Source organism: Streptomyces sp. NPDC059696, assembly GCF_042733745.1.
Taxonomy (GTDB): domain Bacteria; phylum Actinomycetota; class Actinomycetes; order Streptomycetales; family Streptomycetaceae; genus Streptomyces.
Map to the genome: position 1 here is coordinate 1 of NZ_JBHWFG010000063.1, position 16,980 is coordinate 16,980.

A 16,980-nucleotide genomic window follows, 5' to 3' on the forward strand; every position below is an offset into this window, starting at 1 on the left:
TCTGGGCCCTGCTACGCGACGACCGCCCCTTCACCACCAGCCCACCAGCAAGGACACACACCGCTACAGCCGCTTGACTCGGTCATTAAGACTCCACCAACCTCAACTCTATCAACAACGCCCAAATTCGAGACTGCGGTCAATTAACTCTACGTTATGACGAATTGAATCCATGCGAGTGGACTCAGTTGCGGAAAGCCAATGTTTACCGATACTCGGGTACCGCACTTTCTAGCCTGTCGACATGCTCACGCAATTGCTCCACCGACTGCAGGATTCGTTCTATTGGACGGTAAACGTCAAGCGGTTCCGCTGGGTACTGCTAGCAGACGCTTTCATTTTCTCGTCTACCGCTATTGGCGATATGATTATCTGCGGAAGAGAGCAGGTCGTCACAGCCATTCTGCGAATTGCAGCGGCAGTTATTAACTCTTTCGCTTTCATTCAAGTTCAGAGAGAGCTAGCAAGCTGGAGTAATGTCGGGAACCAGAATCCCGACCTCAACGCTTGGCAATTTCCTAGCATTGTTGCGGGTCAAGCAACCGCAGTCCCAATGCTGCTGATTCCTTTCTGGATCGAATTCTCCGGCGACTTTCACGACGTCGCCGATATCCTGGTAATCATCATTGCAAGCTTGATGCTGCTGCTGGCTTTTATTGCAGCCTTGGGCGCCCTTTTCTCTAAATCAGGATCCTTGACAGTTAGTTGGGGAGTAGTGATTGCCCTACTTCCCCTGGCTGGACTGATTCAGTTCTGGTACATGACCTTTTACAGGCCAGTGCATGAGCGCCCTCGTGTAAACGTGGTTGCCAAGATCGATGAGTTCAGACGGTACGGGAAGGTTACGCATGCACAGGGGGCTGTGACAGTTAATAACGTGGGGAGCGGGGAACTCGATGTTCTAGGAGCGTTTTACACTGTGACGGCTTACGATAACGGCTCGACAGGCCACATGATGACGAGTGATCAAGTACGGGACGCCCTGACTCGTAGTCGGGTGGCTTGGCGGGAGGAAAGTGGTTATAAAGGGGTACTAAAGGTTGGCCGCTTGGTCAGACATGGTGGCCACCTAACTCCTGGACAGAAGTTGCTTACATCATTCTCCTTTGATGTTGATAACAGGCTCCAAGAGAAGCTGCGGCTGACAGTTTTCCTATCTCTAATCACACACGGCGGGGAGGACTTGGGAGAATTCCGCAAGTGTGAGCCGGAGGATGCAGAGGAGACGTACGTGTGCTTTCAGTCAAAACTTCCTCGGGAAAGCATTATTCGTGGCTGGCTAGGAGATAGTCCCGAGGCTCGTGTATCCCTCCGAAAGCCGACGGATGAAACTCCGGTACCTCATCTGGAAACAGATTTCTTGGCAGTCACATGGCCATCTAAAAAGAAGCACGAGGAGACAGCGGTACAGAGCATTGATCTGTACCGGCGCAGTAGGGCTGTAACGAGCAGCGTCGAGTACAGGTTGGATCCGTAGATGCGTCGCTATCTGGATTCCCTTGTCAGAGATGAGTGCTCTAATTTTTGCGTAATCGGTCGGCACACCCGTCGTCGTGGCTGACTGTCGGCGGCTGGAATCCGTGCCCCTGCCGTACCAGATGCATGCAGGGGTCAGTTACGGTCAACGACGGTGTCTCGCGGTCGATTTCTCGGCAGCTCGACCAGGTGAACCTCCAGGTCAGCGGCCTCGCTCCCCCACCGCTCGGCTCAGGAGGGGTTTCCTCCTGACTGGCCTCTTCGGGGTTCCAAGTGTTCTTCAGCGAGCTACCGACGCGCAGCGCACGCAGGTTTTTGCCGCCGGGCGGACTTCGAGGCGCTCCGTGGGGATCGGCTCACCGCATTGCTCGCAGCGCCCGTAGTCGCCTCTCTCCAACCGTTCCAGGGCGCGATCGAGATCGTTCAGATGTTCGCGCGCCTGGGACAGCAGGGCGGCGACGTGTGCCCGCTCGAAGGCCGTGCTCGCGCCCTCCGGGTCGTGCTCGTCGTCGATGGCCACCAGTGCGTTCGCCTCGACGATCCCCTCGTATTCACGGCTCAGGGCGGTTATCTGCTGCAGCGTGCCGACACGGTCGGCCGCGAGCAGCGCCCGCATCGACTCGCCCTGGGGCGCGGCGAAAGCGGCATTGGTGTGGTCATCGCTCATATCGGAGGAAACCTCATTGTCTTGCGCCGAATTCCCGGCTGCTCGGGCGGCGACGGCTTCAGCGATGACGGGGGCGGCCACGCTGGTACTGCTTCGGCCACGGAACGTCGTCACCGAGCACGTGGGCCGCGTGGAGCGGCCAGGTCGGGTTGCGCAGCAGTTCGCGCGCGAGCATGATCGCGTCGGCCGAGCGGTCCACGAGGATCTGGTCGGCCTGCTCCGGTGCGGTGATCAGGCCGACCGCGGAGACGGGCAGGGCCGCGCCCTCGCGGACGGTTCGGGCGAAGGGCACCTGGTAGCCGGGCTCCACTTCGATACGGGCGTTGTGGACGAGCCCGCCGCTGGTGATGTCCACCAGATCGACGCCGTGGGCCACCAGGTGCCGCGACAGCTCGACCGTCTCCTCCGGGGTCCAGCCGCCGTCGGCCCAGTCCGTGGCCGAGAAGCGTACGAACAGCGGGCGGTCTTCCGGCCACTGCGCCCGTACGGCGTCGGTGACCTGGACCAGGAAACGGCTGCGCCCGTCGAGGTCGCCTCCGTACTCGTCGCTGCGGTGGTTGGACAGCGGTGACAGGAACTGGTGCAGCAGATAGCCGTGCGCGGCGTGGATCTCCAGGACCTCGAAGCCACCGGACAGTGCCCGCGCGGCGGCCTCGCCGAAGGCCCGGACCAGGGCGCGGATGTCGTCCGCGCCGAGTTCCCGCGGGGCCGGCCAGTCGCCGAAGGGCAGCGGTGACGGTGCGACCGTCTGCCATCCTCCGGCCTCCGGTTCGACGTAGACGTCACCCTCCCAGGGCGGTGCCGTCGACGCCTTGCGGCCCGCGTGGGAGATCTGGAGGCCGGCCATGGCTCCCTGCTCGTGAACGAAGTCGGTGATCCGCTTGTACGCGGCGGCCTGCCCGTCATCCCAGATGCCGGCGTCGGATGGGGTGATCCGGCCCTCGGGTTCCACCGCCGTGGCCTCCTGCATGACCAGGCCGGACCCGCCGCGGGCCAGGGAGCCGAGATGGACCAGATGCCAGTCCTGCGGATAGCCGTCGACCGAGCTGTACTGGCACATGGGAGCCACCCAGGCCCGGTTGGGGAAGGTCGTGCCGCGGAGGGTGAGCGGTGAGAAGAGACGGCTCATCGGAGGCCTCGCAGGAGGGGTGTGGGGGGCCGGGTGCCCCGCAGCCGTCGAGCCGTGACCGCCTGGGTTCCTGCGGGGCGCCCCGCACGGTGGTGCACCCCCGAGTACCCCGGCCGCTCCAGGCACACACCACCGGCCAGGCGTGCTCACCCGCGCGGATGGCAGATGTCCGGGCATGTGGCGGTCCCGGGCCGGTCGCGTGCACACCTGGGGCGTCCTGATCGCCCGGGGCATCCTGATCGTCTGGGTCGTCCTGATCGTCCTGATCATCTGGGTCGTCCTGATCGCCCACAGCTGTCGCCACAGGCGTCGACCCTCGCAGGAGCCCCCTGAGGTTCTTACGGGACTGGTTCTCCCCCGCCGCCAGCAGTGCAGCGTCGGCTGTCACAGGACCTGGCGCCGCCGGTACGACCGCTGGAGCCCGTTCCGCACAGAGCCGCTTCTGACATCCACCGCTGACATCGACGACGCCAGGCATCGACGCGGGCGGTGGAAGGCTCCCCGCGGTTCGGCTACCAGCGAATGGTCTGGCCCGTCCCGCACACCATCGACCCAGGCAGAGCAGAGCCGAGCAGACGCGGCCCACGGCGTACGGGATGGGAGCTGGGGAGAGTGCTGGGTGCAGGTGAGACGGAGGCTGTGGATCCTCGGCCGGCGTGCCGGTTCCGCTGGCCGCCGAGCCCCCGGCGTGTACCGCTGTCGGGGGCCGGCGTGCCGGTTCCGCTGGCCGCCGAGCCCCCGGCGTGTACCGCTGTCGGGCCCGACCGCACAATGGTCACCGGATTTCTGGAACACCCAGGTTGGAGCACGACTCATGGCACAATCCGCCGCTCAGCAAGACCCCGGGCAGGCATCAGCCCCCCAGACGGCACCTCCGGGGACCGAAGGGCTCGGACAACTGCGTGAGACGTTCCTGCCCAAGCGGGTCGGCCCTGTGCGGCTCGCTGCCCTGCTGCTCATGGGGACCGTTTCCCTGATCCTTCCTCCCCTGGGCGCTTACTTCCTCTGGCTCGCTGCCCAGACGCCCAATCTCTCGCGCAAGCAGGCCGCCCGCCGACTGCACTTCTTCGAACACGGCCTGGCCGAGGTGGGGAAGAGCGGCGACGTGTCCGTCTTCCGCTGGGACACGATGACGGTGCTCCAGGAGATCACAGAGCGGTACGCAAACGGCATATATGTCGGCACCACCTACGTCTACACGCTCTATCGCGCGGACGGTACGACGCTCAAGGTGACCGGCTTCTACGACCAGGCCGAGCGCTGGGGCCCGGCATTGCAGCAGGAGATCACCCGGGCACAGATCCCCGGACTGCTCGCCGGGCTGGAGCAGGGCGGGACCCTGACCTACGGGGAGCTCTCGGTCAACCTGGGCGGTGTGGCCACCTCTAGGGACAGCCTGACGTGGCCGCAGATCGAGAAGGCCGAGCTCTCACAGGGAGTGCTGGTGCTGCGCAAGGTCGGCAAGAAACTGCCCTGGGCAAGGGTGCCGGTCAAGGCGATCCCGAATCTCTTCCTCTTCCTCGCCCTCGTGGAGCAGCTCCGATACGGCGGGCCGCGCCAGAACGCCTGACGGCCGGAGCGCGGTCAAGGGCACCGCGTGGAGGGGCAGTCGCAGATGTGGAGCCCTCCCCCCTGTGGAGCCATCCCCCTCTCGGAGCCGCTCGTGCGTCCTCCTGAAAGCCGTGGTCTCTCAACCGAGTCGGCGAGCACCCGCAAGAGGCGGTCGCGCTGGTGCAGAGTCAGTCGCAGCAGCAGCATCGCCTCATGTCCGCTGACTGACGGGCACCGGTGCTGCCGGGCGGACAGCGGTGAAGTCCTGGGCCTCGTCGCGGGTGGCGGAGAGCAACAGCAGCCACTCGTCGCAGCCCTGCCATGGGTGGAGGTCGCCACCGCCTCCGCGCACCACCCGCGGTCCGTCCCCGGTGCGGGGGCGTGCGTCTGCAGGGGCGTCCGTGAAATGGGGCACCCACACGTCGGCGCAGATCTCGTTCGCCGACCCCATCGCCGCCAGTCCGAACGCGTTCTCCGCGGCGGCCGTGCGCTCCTCGTCGGCGAAGTCACCGAGCACATGGTCCTCATCCGGCCTCCCGTCCCCGCGGAAGGTCAGCGTGGTCGTGCCTGCCCGGGCCGCGTACTCCCACTCCGCCTCGCTGGGCAGCCGGAAGGGCAACGCCCTGAGCAGGTCGTCCACGTCGCCCTCGAAACGGGCCGTGCTGGTATCCGTTTCGGCGAAGCTGTCCTCGTACGCGGGCAGCCAGTGCCGTGCTTGCGCCACCGTGAGCGGATGCCGGGCGATCAAGAACGGCTCGACCCGCACTTCTCGCACCGGCCGGGCCCGGACGGCACCGGCGAAGAAGGGTTCGAGGTTGTCATCGGCGCCGTCGGCCCGCTCGATGGCACGAACCGCCTCCAGTTCCGCGTCGGACAAACCCATCCGGAACGTCCCACCGGGAACGGCCCGGAAGACCACACCGGAGGGCACGTGCCGCCAAGCCGGGCGGCCGGCCACGATCTCTTGAGCCCACATGGTGCCGGACGCTAGCAGTCGGGCATCCCGGCGGAGAGGGGAGGTGTGCTCAAGGCATCACCTCCTGGACGCTGCGGCTTTGCACCACCACCGCACCCACCGCACCCACCGCACCCACCGCACCCACCGCACCAGATCGAGCGGAGAGCCACGGTGACAACGGTCGAGCCCAGAAGGAGCGCGGACCGTACGTTCGCCCAGATCAGCGCCTGAACCGCCCGGAAAACGGGATTGCTCGCCAGGCTGCTCTCAGTTCGCTTCGTCCTGCTGCCAGACGCGGGGCCAGTTTCCGGAGGGTGGAGGGGGGCCTGCGATGCCCAGGTCTCGGCGGGCGAGGGCGTAGAAGTGGTCACGTGCTCGGCTCATCCGCCCGACTGCTCTTTCCCAGCCGGCGGGGTCCTCCTTCAGGCCGCGCGCATAGAGTTCGACGTTCCATACGGCTTCATGCCACTGGCGAGCCGCCGCTATGGTCTCGGCGTCGCCGACGAGCAGCACCGTCTCCCACTCGGCCGCACGCCGTGCCTCGGCCTCGCTGAGCTGCACCAGGCCCTGTTCCGGATCCAGCGGGTCCACCGCGTGCTGGAAGCCTCTCGCGGCGCCTATGCGCTGGGCGATGTTGATCTGGTGCTTCAAGATGTTCGCGTAGGACGCGTAGGTGTCCAGTCGCTTCTGATCCCAGCGTTCGGCTCTGGCCCGTCGCCATCGGCTCCGTTCCGTAAGGCTGGTTGCCACGTAGGAGCCCACGGCTCCCACGGCCACGCCGGCCAAAGCAGGCAACTGCTCCCACACTGTCGATCCCCCCATGACTCACGCGGACGGTCGGAGACACCGTGCCGTACCGGGGGGCTTCGGGGGAGGTGGATCCGAAGGTTTTCGGCTCTTGGGGCGGCAGCGATGACGCCGTGGGGCGGCAGCGATGACGCCGGGCGGGGCCATCCGGATCTGTGATCGCGCTCGGGCCTCGTGGGCGCTCAGCGCACAGCGCTCACGCACAGCGCTCAGTAATGGCTCGACACCACGACGAACAAGCACGCGGCCGCCGCGGCTGCGCAGAGAACGGCGGTGGTCATCAGCAGGCAGCCGAGCCCTCCCGTGGTCCAGGCCATCGCTGACCAGGCGAACCGCCGTGCGCGTTCTGCCTGTCGCACTGCTTCGTGGTGGTCGGTGTCGTCGTACCAGCCATGCTCAGTCATCGTGCTCCTGCCGTGGCTGCCTGCCGACGATCGCCCGTAGCGCCGCGAGGTGGCCATGGTAGGCCTTGCGGCCCTGAGGGGGCAGTCGCAGCCAGACGCGTTGGCGGGTGGTGCGGGCCGCCTTGCGTTGTTCGACGTAGCCGGCCTCGATCAGGGGGCCGGGTCGGCGTGCTTGCTCCATACGGACGCGGACAGGCCCAGTTCTCCTGCTGAACCGCGAACCCGGCCTCCTCTGCTGTGTCGAGCAGTGCGCGGACGCGCAGGCGGTTCGGTGCGTGGACGTGGTGGTCGTAGCCGTCCATCGGGTCGGTGGGGCCGGTGCGCATGAGGGTTTCGGGTGCGGCCGGACGAACACGAGGTGGAAGCCTACGGGCCCCCGCTCGGGGTGGGGTGGTGTCGATTCCGTCCAGCTTCAGGAGCGTGCGTCGGAAAAGGGTTTGAGCCGTGGGGAGGGCGCTGCTACTTTCCCGGTGGGCCGTTGAGTCGTCGTAGGAGGTGAGACCCGTGAACGCAGTTATCCGTGGGTGCTCCCTCATCCCGTCACGGTCCGGCGGCTGACGTTCGGTGTCGCCAGGAGCGCCTGAGATCGAGGCACTCCTGGAAGGGAGACTCCGATGGACACAAAGCCTTCTGTATCCGGCCTGAGCGAGAACGCCGTGGTGATCACGCGTGTCGCGGACAGGCAATGGCACGCCCTGCACGACGACCTCGTGGTCGGTCGCGGGCATGCGCAGTACCGGCCCGACGGACGCTTGTTCGTCAGTGTCGATTCCTGGCACGACGTCGTCTTCGACCGGCTCGCCCAGGTGATGGTGACGGAACTGCCCGCACCGCTGTACACGGTGGTCGACGAAGCGGACGTCGAGCTGACGGCCCAGTGGCGGCGGGCCGGTTTTTCGGTCGGGCGCCGTGAGTGGGAGTACGCCGTACCGACCGATCCCCGGGTCACAGGGCTCGAAGAGGTGCTGCCGCCTCCGGGCGTGACGATCGTGCCCGCCGGACAGGCCGACGAGGGTCTGCTGCGGGACGTGGACCGCGCGGTCCGGGACGAGGTCGAGGCGGCCGTGGGGTGGTGGCAGTCGATGCCCGCGGAGGTGTTTCCCCGTACCGAGGGTGACACCGTCGTCGACCCGTCGAAGTACGCGGTCGCCTCGGCGGCGGGCCGCTACCTGGGGCTGATCCGGGTGGTGACTCCGATTCGGCCGCGCATCGGGCTGGTCGCCGTGCGGGCCGGCGAGCAGCGCCGGGGCATCGGGCGGGCACTGCTGGCCCATGCGCTGGTGACGGCGCACCGCTCCGGGTTCGACACGGCCTGGACCGAAGTGCACGAGTCCAACCACGCGGCCACAGCGTTGTTCCGGGGCGTCGGTGCCCGGCCGATGAGCAGCAACCTGGAGTTGGTTCGATGACCAGGAACAAGAACGTCATCGAGGTCGAGGGCAGGGTCGTCGAGTGCTTGCGCAGCGCCATGTTCACCGTGGAGCTGGAGAACGGCCATCAGGTGCTGGCGCACATCAGCGGGAAGATCCGCAAGAACTACATCAAGATCATGCTGGAGGACCGGGTGCTGGTGGAACTCCCGCCGTACGACCTCACGCGTGGGCGGATCGTGTTCCGGTACCGGAACTAGCCGTGTTCGGCATCCCTTCAGTAGCGGCCGTTGATCGCGGTCGTATGTAGGTGACCTCGGTATTCCGGCCACGGTGTGATCGTGGCCGGAATGCCAGGGTGCCGGAGTGGCAGGGTGCCGGGGTACCGAGGTGCCGGAACGCCAGAGTGCCTACCGAGGTGCCCGGATGCCGGGTGGCTCTTGCGGCTGAGGGTCGGCTTGCCCGCAAGCGCTCGTCAGAACCAGTGCAGGCAGTGCGGCGGGCGTTCCGTGCGGAAGAGTGTGTCGGCGCGTGTTGTCGCCCCGGGGTGGTGGGTCCTGATGTGTCCGGCGCGTACGAGCGTGCTCGGGCTGGTGCCGCCGAGGTAGAGGGAGCCCAGATCCCTGATGTCCAGGGACAGGTCGGGCTCCCGGTCCGTCGGGACGCACTCGGCCTTTCCGGCCCGGACGGTCAGCAGGTAGCGGTCGTGTTCGCCCAGGAACGGGTCGTCCACGTCCAGGACGAGTTCGCCGTCCGTGAGCCAGCCGCGCGCGGTCAGTGCGCGGGGGACGTCCAGCAGCCGTACCCAGAGCCAGTCCATGGCGCCGCTCACCTCGCCGGCGCGAAAGTCCACGAGTTGCCAGCGCAGCGGGTGTTCGGGCGGGACGTGTTTGAACACGACCTTGGTGACCAGGTCGTGTCCGAGGGCGAAGCGGGCCAGGGCACTGAAGACCGTGTCGTCCGTGGTGATCGTCTCGTCGACCGTCAGGGTGCCGGAGTCGATCGAGTAGCTGGCGTACCCGTCGGGGGTGCCCTCGGCGTTTCGGTGTACTGCGACGTAGCGCGGGGCCGGCGAGATCGGGGGTTGCCCCGCGCGCACGGCCCACCAGCGGCGCGGCCGGGAGAGCGCGCCGGGCGTGGCACGGCGGTACCGGTCGTAGACCTCTTCCAGGATCTCGCCGCACTCGGCCCGGCGCAGGACCTCCACCGAGCCGCCGTCCGGGCCCTTACCCGTGCCGGCGGCTGTGCCGGTGGCCGTGCCGGTGACCTCACCGTCGGTCCCGCCGCCACGCTGGCCGTTGCCCGTGCCGGCGGCTGTGCCGGTGGCCTCACCGTCGGTCCCGCCGCCATGCTGGCCGTTGCCCGTGCCGGCGGCTGTGCCGGTGGCCTCACCGTCGGTCCCGCCGCCATGCCGGCCGTTGTCCGTGCCGGTGGCCGTGTCGGTCCCCGGTCCGACGGCCGTTCCGCGCAGCACCCCCCGGGGTGCGGCGAGGGCCGACCTGTGGCGTGGCACCTGTAGGTGTCCCGTGTACGTCGCCGGTCCGAAGCCGAATCTGCCGTAGATCATGGCCTCGGACGCCAGCAGCACGGAGAGGAACGCCCCCTGTGTGCGCAGGGCGGTGAGCTGGTGCCGCATCATCGCGGTGAGCACGCCCTGACGCCGGTGCGAGGGCAGGACGCCGACGGCGGTCACCCCGGGAGCCGGGGCGAGGGTCCCGCCCGGCAGGGTGAGCTCGAAGGAGTGCGTGGCGGCGGTGCCGACGGGCCGGCCGTCCGTCGTCTGTGCGATGAGGCAACGGTCCGCCTCGAGCGCCGACCACCAGAGCCCGCCGCCCTCGACCGGGGTTTCCCGGAAGTGGCCGAACGCGGCGTGGACCGTGTCGACGAAGACGTCGAAGTCCTTCTCGGTTGTCGTGGGACGGATCTCCATCGCTGCCACTGCCTCCTCCGGACGCCGACACCACGACCCCGTGGTGTCCGGCCACAGTGCAGCGTCAACTCATGGTCGCGACAAGCGAATTTCCGTGTGGCACGATCCACCGCGTGGAATGGGTGACTCTCGTGGGGACGGCTCTGGGTGCGGTGCTCGGCATCGGGGCGACGCTGGCCGGCGAGCATCTGCGGTGGCGGCGCACGGTCGGCCGTTGACGCCTCGTACCACTCGCTGCGCCGGATACGTGAGGAGCTCGCGTCGGGGTCCACGCTCGCGTCCGAGGAGTACGACGCCGCCCGGCAGGCTCACGGAGATGCGACCCGCGCGGCGCGCGTGGTGCTCCGCGCGGATCTGGCCGGGCTGGAGGCGTGACCCGAGGTGATCGGCCACCCTCTTGGGTCGTCTCCGACATCCCTTACTTCTTTTTCTTCCGAGACTGTTGCTGTTGCTGTTCGTCGTTGCGGCGACGCTCCTCCGTGTCGTCCATCGCCTTGACCACCAGCATCATCTGCCCGCTGCCCGGGAGTGTGCCGTACTTCGCGACGTTGTTGTGGAACCGCTTGGGGTTTGCCGCCACCTCTTCGATCGCACGTCCCCACAACTTGCCCAGCAGTCCCGTGCCGTCGCCGCTGGCGGCGCCGATCGCGTCGCCGATCCTTCCGTAGATCTCCTTCTCGGTCTTTCCGGGTTCCCTCTCCCGCTCGGAATCCGCCATGTGCACTCACTCACCTTCGCCTCATGGTTCGACAGACTGGGAGTTGACGGTCAGTCGACCCTCATTGGAGACGACCCACGCATTCCAGGCAAGGACGGAATTCTCTACGCAGGTTGGGCGTGCGGTACGTCGTCGACTTCGCCCATCAGTTCCACGCCATTCCCGGGAAACGGCCCGGGAAGGGGTCCAGGGGTCCAGTAAGGGGTCCAGTAAGGGGCCACAGGGGTCCCAGTGCTGGCATGATGCTGCTCATGTTCACTTACCGAAAGGCACATGCCGCGTAAGCGGCCGGGCGCCCTGCGCGCCGAGCGATCTCTCCGTGTTCCGTGGAGCTTGCCTCCGGACCGGATTCACGGCCTCTCCGCCCGCACCAGCATCGCGGTCGACCGGGCGGAGCGGCTCTCGAGCGACTACTACATTTACCCCGGCGCCACCGACCGTGCGTTGCGGCGGTACCGAGCGTTTCTGCATCCACCGGGACGACGGCCTCTGTACCCGCAGGACGGGACGTGTTCGTGCCGCGGTTGCTCCTTCGAGGACGTACGGCACGCACGTGACGTACTGGATGCGGTTCTCCGGCACCTGTCTCCCCGGCCCCGTGCCGAACTCGCGCGCCTGGTACGTGCCCTGGATGCCCGCTACGTCGAGCGCACGCTGCCGGATCCCTTTGCCGCTCGGCGGCAATGGCGGTCCGACCTCTGGTGGAGACGCCGCCTGGCGGGCAGCCCGGAAGCCGGTTGAGGGCAGCACACGGCCGCCCAGCAGTTCAACCGGGCAGGGCCGGACGGTCACCGTGGGAAACAGTGAGAACGGGGGTCAGCCGCGCAGCGCCACGTGGTACGACGACGCCCACAGCACCGTCGCGCTGCCCAGGCCCACCACGAGCCGCACCGTCCCGTCCGCGAGGCCCGCCGCGACCAGGACGAACCCGGCGATCGCGACGGCCGTCAGCAGCGACGCCGTCCACCGGTACTGCCACTGGTCGTACAGGCGGGCCAGCGGGAAGAAGTGCAGCCCCACGACGAGGGCGATGCCCGCCGGGACGGCCTCGGGCCGGCCCGCGGCGTTGGACGCGGCGATGACGGCGAAGACGGCCACCAGCTCGACCGTGTTGACGATGCCCACGCCGCGCGCCCAGCGGGCCGGCAGGTTCACCAGCCGGGGTGAGGGCGTGGTGTTCTCGCGGTAGGCCAGGTAGATCGCCGCCGTGGTGAGCAGCAGCGCCGTCACTTCGATGGCGAGCGGTGCGACGTCCGTCGCCGAGCCGGTCGCTGACGCCGCCGCCACGGCCCACAGCAGTGCGAACACCGAGAGCACCAGCACGCCTCGGCGGCGCAGGGTGCGCGTGAGCGCCAGGCACTCGGGGTCCTCGGCGGACGGGGCGGCGGGCGTTGCTTCGGAGGTCGACGGCACCCGCGGAGAGTACAGGGGCCTTGCGCGAAGTTCCGTCGCTTTCTGCGCTGCGGCCGGATTTCGTCTCCTACGGGCGGCCGGATTTCGTCGGCTGCGGTGCGGCCGGATTTCGTCGGCCTGTGGTGCGGCCGGATTTCGTCGGCTGCGGTGCGGCCGGATTTTGTCGGTCTGCGGGGTGGAGTGGTCGTCAATCGGTCCGGAAATCGTTCGAAACATTCGGGTAGAGGAATTGATCATTCCAGGGGCTTGAGAGGCGTTCCGAGTCGTCGGATTGTTGTGCGTCGGCCGTCAACGTCCGCCTGAGCAGCGGGATTCGCGTGCGTCTCGCCGCCGCAATCGGCCGAACATTTCGTGACCGCCGTCGAAACCATTGACAGTTGACAGGACCCGGCCAACACTCCCCGATGACAGAGCTCCCCCGTCGACCCACCCCCACGAGGACGAGGAGGAAGCACCCCCATGAAGAAGTCACCAGGCCGCTTCCGGCTGCTCATCAGCAGTGTCTGCACCATGCTCCTGGTCGCCGCCGCGGCCCTGACGATGCCCGGCACCGCGCATGCCGACACCGTCGTCACCAGCAACCAGACGGGCACCAACAACGGCTACTACTACTCGTTCTGGACGGACGCGCCGGGCACGGTGTCCATGAACCTGTCGTCCGGCGGCAGTTACAGCACCTCCTGGCGCAACACCGGGAACTTCGTCGCGGGCAAGGGCTGGAGCACCGGCGCCCGCCGCACGGTGACGTACTCGGGCTCGTTCAACCCGTCCGGCAACGCCTACCTGACCCTCTACGGCTGGACGGCGAACCCGCTCGTCGAGTACTACATCGTCGACAACTGGGGCACCTACCGGCCCACCGGCACCTACAAGGGCACCGTCACCAGCGACGGCGGTACGTACGACATCTACAAGACGACGCGGTACAACGCCCCGTCGGTGGAGGGCGTACGCACCTTCGACCAGTACTGGAGCGTGCGGCAGTCGAGGCGGACGGGCGGCACCATCACGGCCGGCAACCACTTCGACGCGTGGGCCCGGGCCGGGATGCCGCTGGGCAACTTCAAGTACTACATGATCATGGCGACCGAGGGATACCAGAGCAGCGGCAGCTCCAGCATCAGGGTCGGGTCGTGAGGACGAGGCGTGTGCCGGCGGTCCTCGTGACGGCGGCGGCCGCGGCGCTCACGGCCACGACCGTCACGGCCTCGACCGTCGCCCCGGCACAGGCGGCCGCCCCGGCACGGGCCGCCGCCTCCGCGCGAGCCGCTCCCCCGGCTGGTGCCGCCGCCTGCGGCGGGTACGTCGGACTCACCTTCGACGACGGACCGTCCGGCAACACGACGAAGCTGCTCGACGCGCTCCGCCAGAACGGGCTGCGGGCCACGATGTTCAACCAGGGCCAGTACGCGGCGGCCAACCCGTCCCTGGTCCGGGCCCAGGTGGCGGCCGGCATGTGGGTCGCCAACCACAGCTACACCCACCCGCACCTCACCCGGCTGAGCCAGGCACAGATCGACTCCGAGATCTCCCGCACGCAGCAGGCCATCACCAACGCGGGAGGCGGTACCCCCAAGTTGTTCCGCCCGCCGTACGGGGAGACCAACGCGACGGTGAAGTCGGTCGCGGGCCGGTACGGCCTCACCGAGGTCATCTGGCACGTCGACTCGCAGGACTGGAACGGCGCGAGCACCGACGCGATCGTCCAGTCCGTCGCCCGCCTCACCGACGGCCAGGTCATCCTCATGCACGACTGGCCCGCCAACACTCTCGCCGCCGTCCCCCGTATCGCCCGCACGCTGGCGTCCCGGGGCCTCTGCGCGGGAATGATCTCCCCCGGTTCGGGCAGGGCTGTGGCGCCCTCCTGACCGTGCGGGAATGATCTCCCCGGGTCGGGCAGGGCGGTGGCGCCCTCCTGACCGTGTGGCGCGACGGCTCCACCGCCGTCGCGCCCTTGGGATCTTCCCGACGTCACGGAAAGCGGTGATTCTGCTGCCGTCACGGGCCCAGAGTGGACGCATGACAACGAGATGCGGCACTGAGCGGGCACCGCGAACGGGGGCCCTCCGATGAGCGATGGCGTGATCTCCAGCGGCTGGGACGTCCTGGACGCCTCCCACGAAGCCCTGCGCACCGCGGTCCGCGCCGTCCCCGACGACGGCTGGCACCTGCCGACGCCCTGCGCGGAATGGACCGTCGCGCAGGTCTTCCAGCACGCCGTCGGCGACCAGATCGGCTTCGCCGCCGCGCTGACCGGTGAACCCGGCCCCGACTTCGACCCGTTCGCCCCGTCGGGCGCGATGGAGGGGGTGGACCCGGCGACGTTCCTGGAGGACGCCCTGGCGCGCGCGGCGAAGGCGTGGGCGGGGGTCGCCCCGGACATCGCCGAGGTGGCCACGCCGGTGCCGCCGCACACGATGTCCCCGTGGTCGGGCTCGGCGGCGTGCGGGCTGGACGCGGCGGTCCACGCCTGGGACATCGCCCGGGCGACGGGCCGACCGTCGCCGCTCACACCGGAGTTGGCCCGTCCTCTCCTCGAGGTCGCCCGGGAGATCGTCGAGCCGCTGCGTTCCTACGGCGCGTACGCCGCCGTCCTGGCGCCCGAGCAGGGCGACGACGACGTGGCGGTCCTGCTGCGTCACCTCGGCCGCGACCCCCGCTGGAGCGCCTCCTAGCGGGCAGGGCGGGCAGGGCGGCATCGGGGGGGGTGCCCTGGTGGGTCGGCGTATCTGAGTACGCGTGCTCATGACCGGCCCGCGGCGGCGCCCGATGCTGGCCGTATGAGGAAACGGGGAATCGTGGCGGCCGGAGCCGCACTGGTCGGCGGTGTACCGGTGGCCGCCTGGGGACTGACGGGGCAGCAGAACTACCAGGGCGTGCCGGCCAGTGAGCTGGACTACGCGTTCCAGCCGTGGGACATCGGCGACGGTGTGGCCGCGGTCGCCGGCGGGCTCGCGCTGGCACTGGCGCTGGGCGGCGTGGCCTGGCTCGTGCGGGCCTCGCTGCGCGGGGCGATGGACCAGCGGTGGTGGGGTGTGCTCGGGCCGCTGGTGGCGCTCGGGCTCATGGCGGGTGTGGGCTGGCGGATCCTGACCGCGGGCGGCATCGGAGCCAACATCGGGGCCGGGTTGCTGATCTTGTTCGGTACGCCGGTCGCCGCCGGGCTGCTGCTGTGGTCCCTGGCGTGGGCCTTCTGGCTGGTCACCCAGCACCACGGGTCCGAGGGCGGGCTCGGTGGCGGCGACCTGGGCGGTGTCGCCTCCCGCGGGGTGTAGCGGCCGGGCGGTGGCCGAAACGCCACGGCGGACCGGCGGCGGGTGGGGCAACGCCCTTATCCCGTCGGGCGGTTCGCCTAGGTTGGTGGACCGGTCACCCTTCCCCACCCCCCAGGAGGCCCCGCCGTGTCCGACGACAGCCTGCGCGACCGCATCGACACGTCCAAGCCGCACTCGGCCCGCTTCTGGAACTACTTCGTCGGCGGCAAGGACAACTACGAGGTCGACCGCGAGATCGGCGACCAGATCAAGTCGATCTTCCCGGGGCTCGTCGACGTGGCGGTCACGAGCCGGCGCTTCCTGGGGCGGGCCGTCACACATCTGGCCGGTGAGCGGGGCGTACGGCAGTTCCTGGACGTCGGAACCGGGTTGCCGACCGCCGACAACACGCACGAGGTCGCGCAGCGCGTGGCGCCGGAGTCGCGGATCGTCTACGTCGACAACGACCCCATCGTGCTGGCCCACGCCCATGCCCTGCTCAGCAGTACCCCTGAGGGCCGGACGGCGTATCTGGACGCGGACCTGTACGACCCCGAGGCCGTGCTGGAGGCTGCCGCCGGCACGCTGGATCTCTCGCGGCCGGTCGGGCTGATGATCCTCAACACGCTCGGTCATGTCGCCGAGTACGAGCGGGCGCGGGAGCTGGTGCGGCGGCTGATGGCCGGGCTCGCGTCGGGCAGTTATCTGGTGATCAGTGACAGCACCGCGACGAGTGAGGGCATGATCGCCGCGTCGGAGGCGTACAACTCGAGTGGGGCGGTGCCGTATTACGTCCGTCCGGTGGCGGAGATCGCCGGGTTCTTCGACGGGCTGGAGTTGGTGGAGCCGGGGGTGGTGAGGGTTCCCGAGTGGCGGCCGGAGGGGGAGGGCGGGGGTGTGGGGGTGGCGGCCGGGGCTGCGGCGGTGGATGCGTTTTGCGGAGTGGGGCGTAAGCCGTAGGTGCGTGGTCGGTTCGGGTCGGGTGCGGCGTGGTGGGGGCTCGTCGCGCAGTTCCCCGCGCCCCTGACCGGGGCGGGCCGTGCGTCGGAAGGTGCGGCGCCGTGAGGGCTCGTCGCGCAGTTCCCCGCGCCCCTGACCGGGGCGGTCCGTGCGTCGGAAGGTGCGGCGCCGTGGGGGCTCGTCGCGCAGTTCCCCGCGCCCCTGACCGGGGCGGTCCGTGCGTCGGTAGGTGCGGCGCCGTGGGGGCTCGTCGCGCAGTTCCCCGCGCCCCTGACCGGGGCGGTCCGTGCGTCGGAAGGTGCGGCGCCGTGAGGGCTCGTCGCGCAGTTCCCCGCGCCCCTGA

Annotated in this window: 18 protein-coding genes; 9 read left to right on the forward strand and 9 right to left on the reverse strand. The window is 68.6% G+C overall.

All coding sequences use genetic code 11. The features are described from left to right. Window positions 1-244: 244 nt before the first annotated feature. The gene (locus tag ACFV20_RS35895; RefSeq protein WP_385665194.1) at window positions 245-1,477 is read left to right on the forward strand and encodes a hypothetical protein; all 1,233 of its coding nucleotides are present in this window, start codon (window positions 245-247) and stop codon (window positions 1,475-1,477) included. Window positions 1,478-1,756: 279 nt separating this feature from the next. Here ACFV20_RS35895 and ACFV20_RS35900 read toward each other — a convergent pair whose 3' ends face one another. Further along, complete coding sequence (locus ACFV20_RS35900) at window positions 1,757-2,143, reverse strand: TraR/DksA family transcriptional regulator (RefSeq protein WP_385665242.1); 387 nt, start codon at window positions 2,141-2,143, stop codon at window positions 1,757-1,759. Window positions 2,144-2,201: 58 nt separating this feature from the next. Further along, window positions 2,202-3,272, reverse strand: a complete 1,071-nt coding sequence (locus ACFV20_RS35905; RefSeq protein ID WP_385665197.1) for an NADH:flavin oxidoreductase/NADH oxidase — start codon at window positions 3,270-3,272, stop codon at window positions 2,202-2,204. A 958-nt stretch (window positions 3,273-4,230) separates the two neighbouring features. Between ACFV20_RS35905 and ACFV20_RS35910 the strand changes: the two genes are divergently transcribed. Next, the gene (locus tag ACFV20_RS35910) at window positions 4,231-4,842 is read left to right on the forward strand and encodes a DUF6585 family protein (RefSeq protein WP_385665200.1); all 612 of its coding nucleotides are present in this window, start codon (window positions 4,231-4,233) and stop codon (window positions 4,840-4,842) included. Window positions 4,843-5,034: 192 nt separating this feature from the next. Here ACFV20_RS35910 and ACFV20_RS35915 read toward each other — a convergent pair whose 3' ends face one another. From ACFV20_RS35915 to ACFV20_RS35930, 4 genes are all read right to left on the reverse strand, one after another. Further along, the gene (locus ACFV20_RS35915; RefSeq protein ID WP_385665203.1) at window positions 5,035-5,706 is read right to left on the reverse strand and encodes a formylglycine-generating enzyme family protein; all 672 of its coding nucleotides are present in this window, start codon (window positions 5,704-5,706) and stop codon (window positions 5,035-5,037) included. Between the two features lie 342 nt (window positions 5,707-6,048). Further along, the gene (locus ACFV20_RS35920) at window positions 6,049-6,432 is read right to left on the reverse strand and encodes a hypothetical protein (protein ID WP_385665205.1); all 384 of its coding nucleotides are present in this window, start codon (window positions 6,430-6,432) and stop codon (window positions 6,049-6,051) included. A 365-nt stretch (window positions 6,433-6,797) separates the two neighbouring features. Continuing rightward, window positions 6,798-6,992 carry a hypothetical protein gene (locus tag ACFV20_RS35925; RefSeq protein WP_385665208.1) on the reverse strand — a complete coding sequence of 65 codons (195 nt, stop codon included), beginning with the start codon at window positions 6,990-6,992 and terminating at the stop codon, window positions 6,798-6,800. Further along, window positions 6,985-7,173 carry a transcriptional regulator gene (locus ACFV20_RS35930; RefSeq protein ID WP_385665211.1) on the reverse strand — a complete coding sequence of 63 codons (189 nt, stop codon included), beginning with the start codon at window positions 7,171-7,173 and terminating at the stop codon, window positions 6,985-6,987. The genes ACFV20_RS35925 and ACFV20_RS35930 overlap by 8 nt, the downstream gene beginning before the upstream one ends. Window positions 7,174-7,606: 433 nt before the next feature. On the opposite strand from ACFV20_RS35930, the gene ACFV20_RS35935 reads away from it, so the two are divergent. After that, entirely contained in the window at window positions 7,607-8,401 is a 795-nt protein-coding gene (locus ACFV20_RS35935) for a GNAT family N-acetyltransferase (protein ID WP_385665214.1), read from the forward strand. Further along, window positions 8,398-8,622, forward strand: coding sequence for a translation initiation factor IF-1 (gene infA / locus ACFV20_RS35940; RefSeq protein ID WP_031047878.1), 225 nt, complete (start codon window positions 8,398-8,400; stop codon window positions 8,620-8,622). Before ACFV20_RS35935 ends, infA begins: the two co-directional genes overlap by 4 nt. Before the next feature lie 215 nt (window positions 8,623-8,837). Here the strand turns inward: infA and ACFV20_RS35945 are convergent, their stop codons facing one another. From ACFV20_RS35945 to ACFV20_RS35955, 3 genes are all read right to left on the reverse strand, one after another. Next, window positions 8,838-10,292 carry a GNAT family N-acetyltransferase gene (locus ACFV20_RS35945; RefSeq protein WP_385665218.1) on the reverse strand — a complete coding sequence of 485 codons (1,455 nt, stop codon included), beginning with the start codon at window positions 10,290-10,292 and terminating at the stop codon, window positions 8,838-8,840. Window positions 10,293-10,710: 418 nt separating this feature from the next. Further along, on the reverse strand, window positions 10,711-11,010 hold the full coding sequence (locus ACFV20_RS35950) for a hypothetical protein (protein ID WP_385665221.1): 300 nt from the start codon (window positions 11,008-11,010) through the stop codon (window positions 10,711-10,713). Between the two features lie 816 nt (window positions 11,011-11,826). Then, entirely contained in the window at window positions 11,827-12,423 is a 597-nt protein-coding gene (locus ACFV20_RS35955; RefSeq protein ID WP_385665224.1) for a DUF7010 family protein, read from the reverse strand. Between the two features lie 459 nt (window positions 12,424-12,882). Here ACFV20_RS35955 and ACFV20_RS35960 point away from each other — a divergent pair, with 459 nt between their 5' ends. The 5 genes from ACFV20_RS35960 to ACFV20_RS35980 all read left to right on the forward strand — a co-directional run bounded on the left by ACFV20_RS35960 (window position 12,883) and on the right by ACFV20_RS35980 (window position 16,637). Further along, the gene (locus tag ACFV20_RS35960) at window positions 12,883-13,560 is read left to right on the forward strand and encodes a glycoside hydrolase family 11 protein (RefSeq protein WP_385665227.1); all 678 of its coding nucleotides are present in this window, start codon (window positions 12,883-12,885) and stop codon (window positions 13,558-13,560) included. Continuing rightward, window positions 13,557-14,291: a polysaccharide deacetylase family protein gene (locus ACFV20_RS35965; protein WP_385665230.1), complete on the forward strand. Its 735-nt coding sequence runs from the start codon at window positions 13,557-13,559 to the stop codon at window positions 14,289-14,291. The genes ACFV20_RS35960 and ACFV20_RS35965 overlap by 4 nt, the downstream gene beginning before the upstream one ends. 201 nt (window positions 14,292-14,492) lie before the next feature. Continuing rightward, entirely contained in the window at window positions 14,493-15,098 is a 606-nt protein-coding gene (locus ACFV20_RS35970) for a TIGR03086 family metal-binding protein (protein WP_385665233.1), read from the forward strand. A 105-nt stretch (window positions 15,099-15,203) separates the two neighbouring features. Further along, window positions 15,204-15,698 (forward strand): hypothetical protein, encoded by a 495-nt coding sequence (locus tag ACFV20_RS35975; protein ID WP_385665236.1) that lies wholly within the window; start codon window positions 15,204-15,206, stop codon window positions 15,696-15,698. A 126-nt stretch (window positions 15,699-15,824) separates the two neighbouring features. Beyond that, window positions 15,825-16,637, forward strand: a complete 813-nt coding sequence (locus tag ACFV20_RS35980; RefSeq protein ID WP_385665239.1) for an SAM-dependent methyltransferase — start codon at window positions 15,825-15,827, stop codon at window positions 16,635-16,637. Window positions 16,638-16,980: the final 343 nt, after the last annotated feature.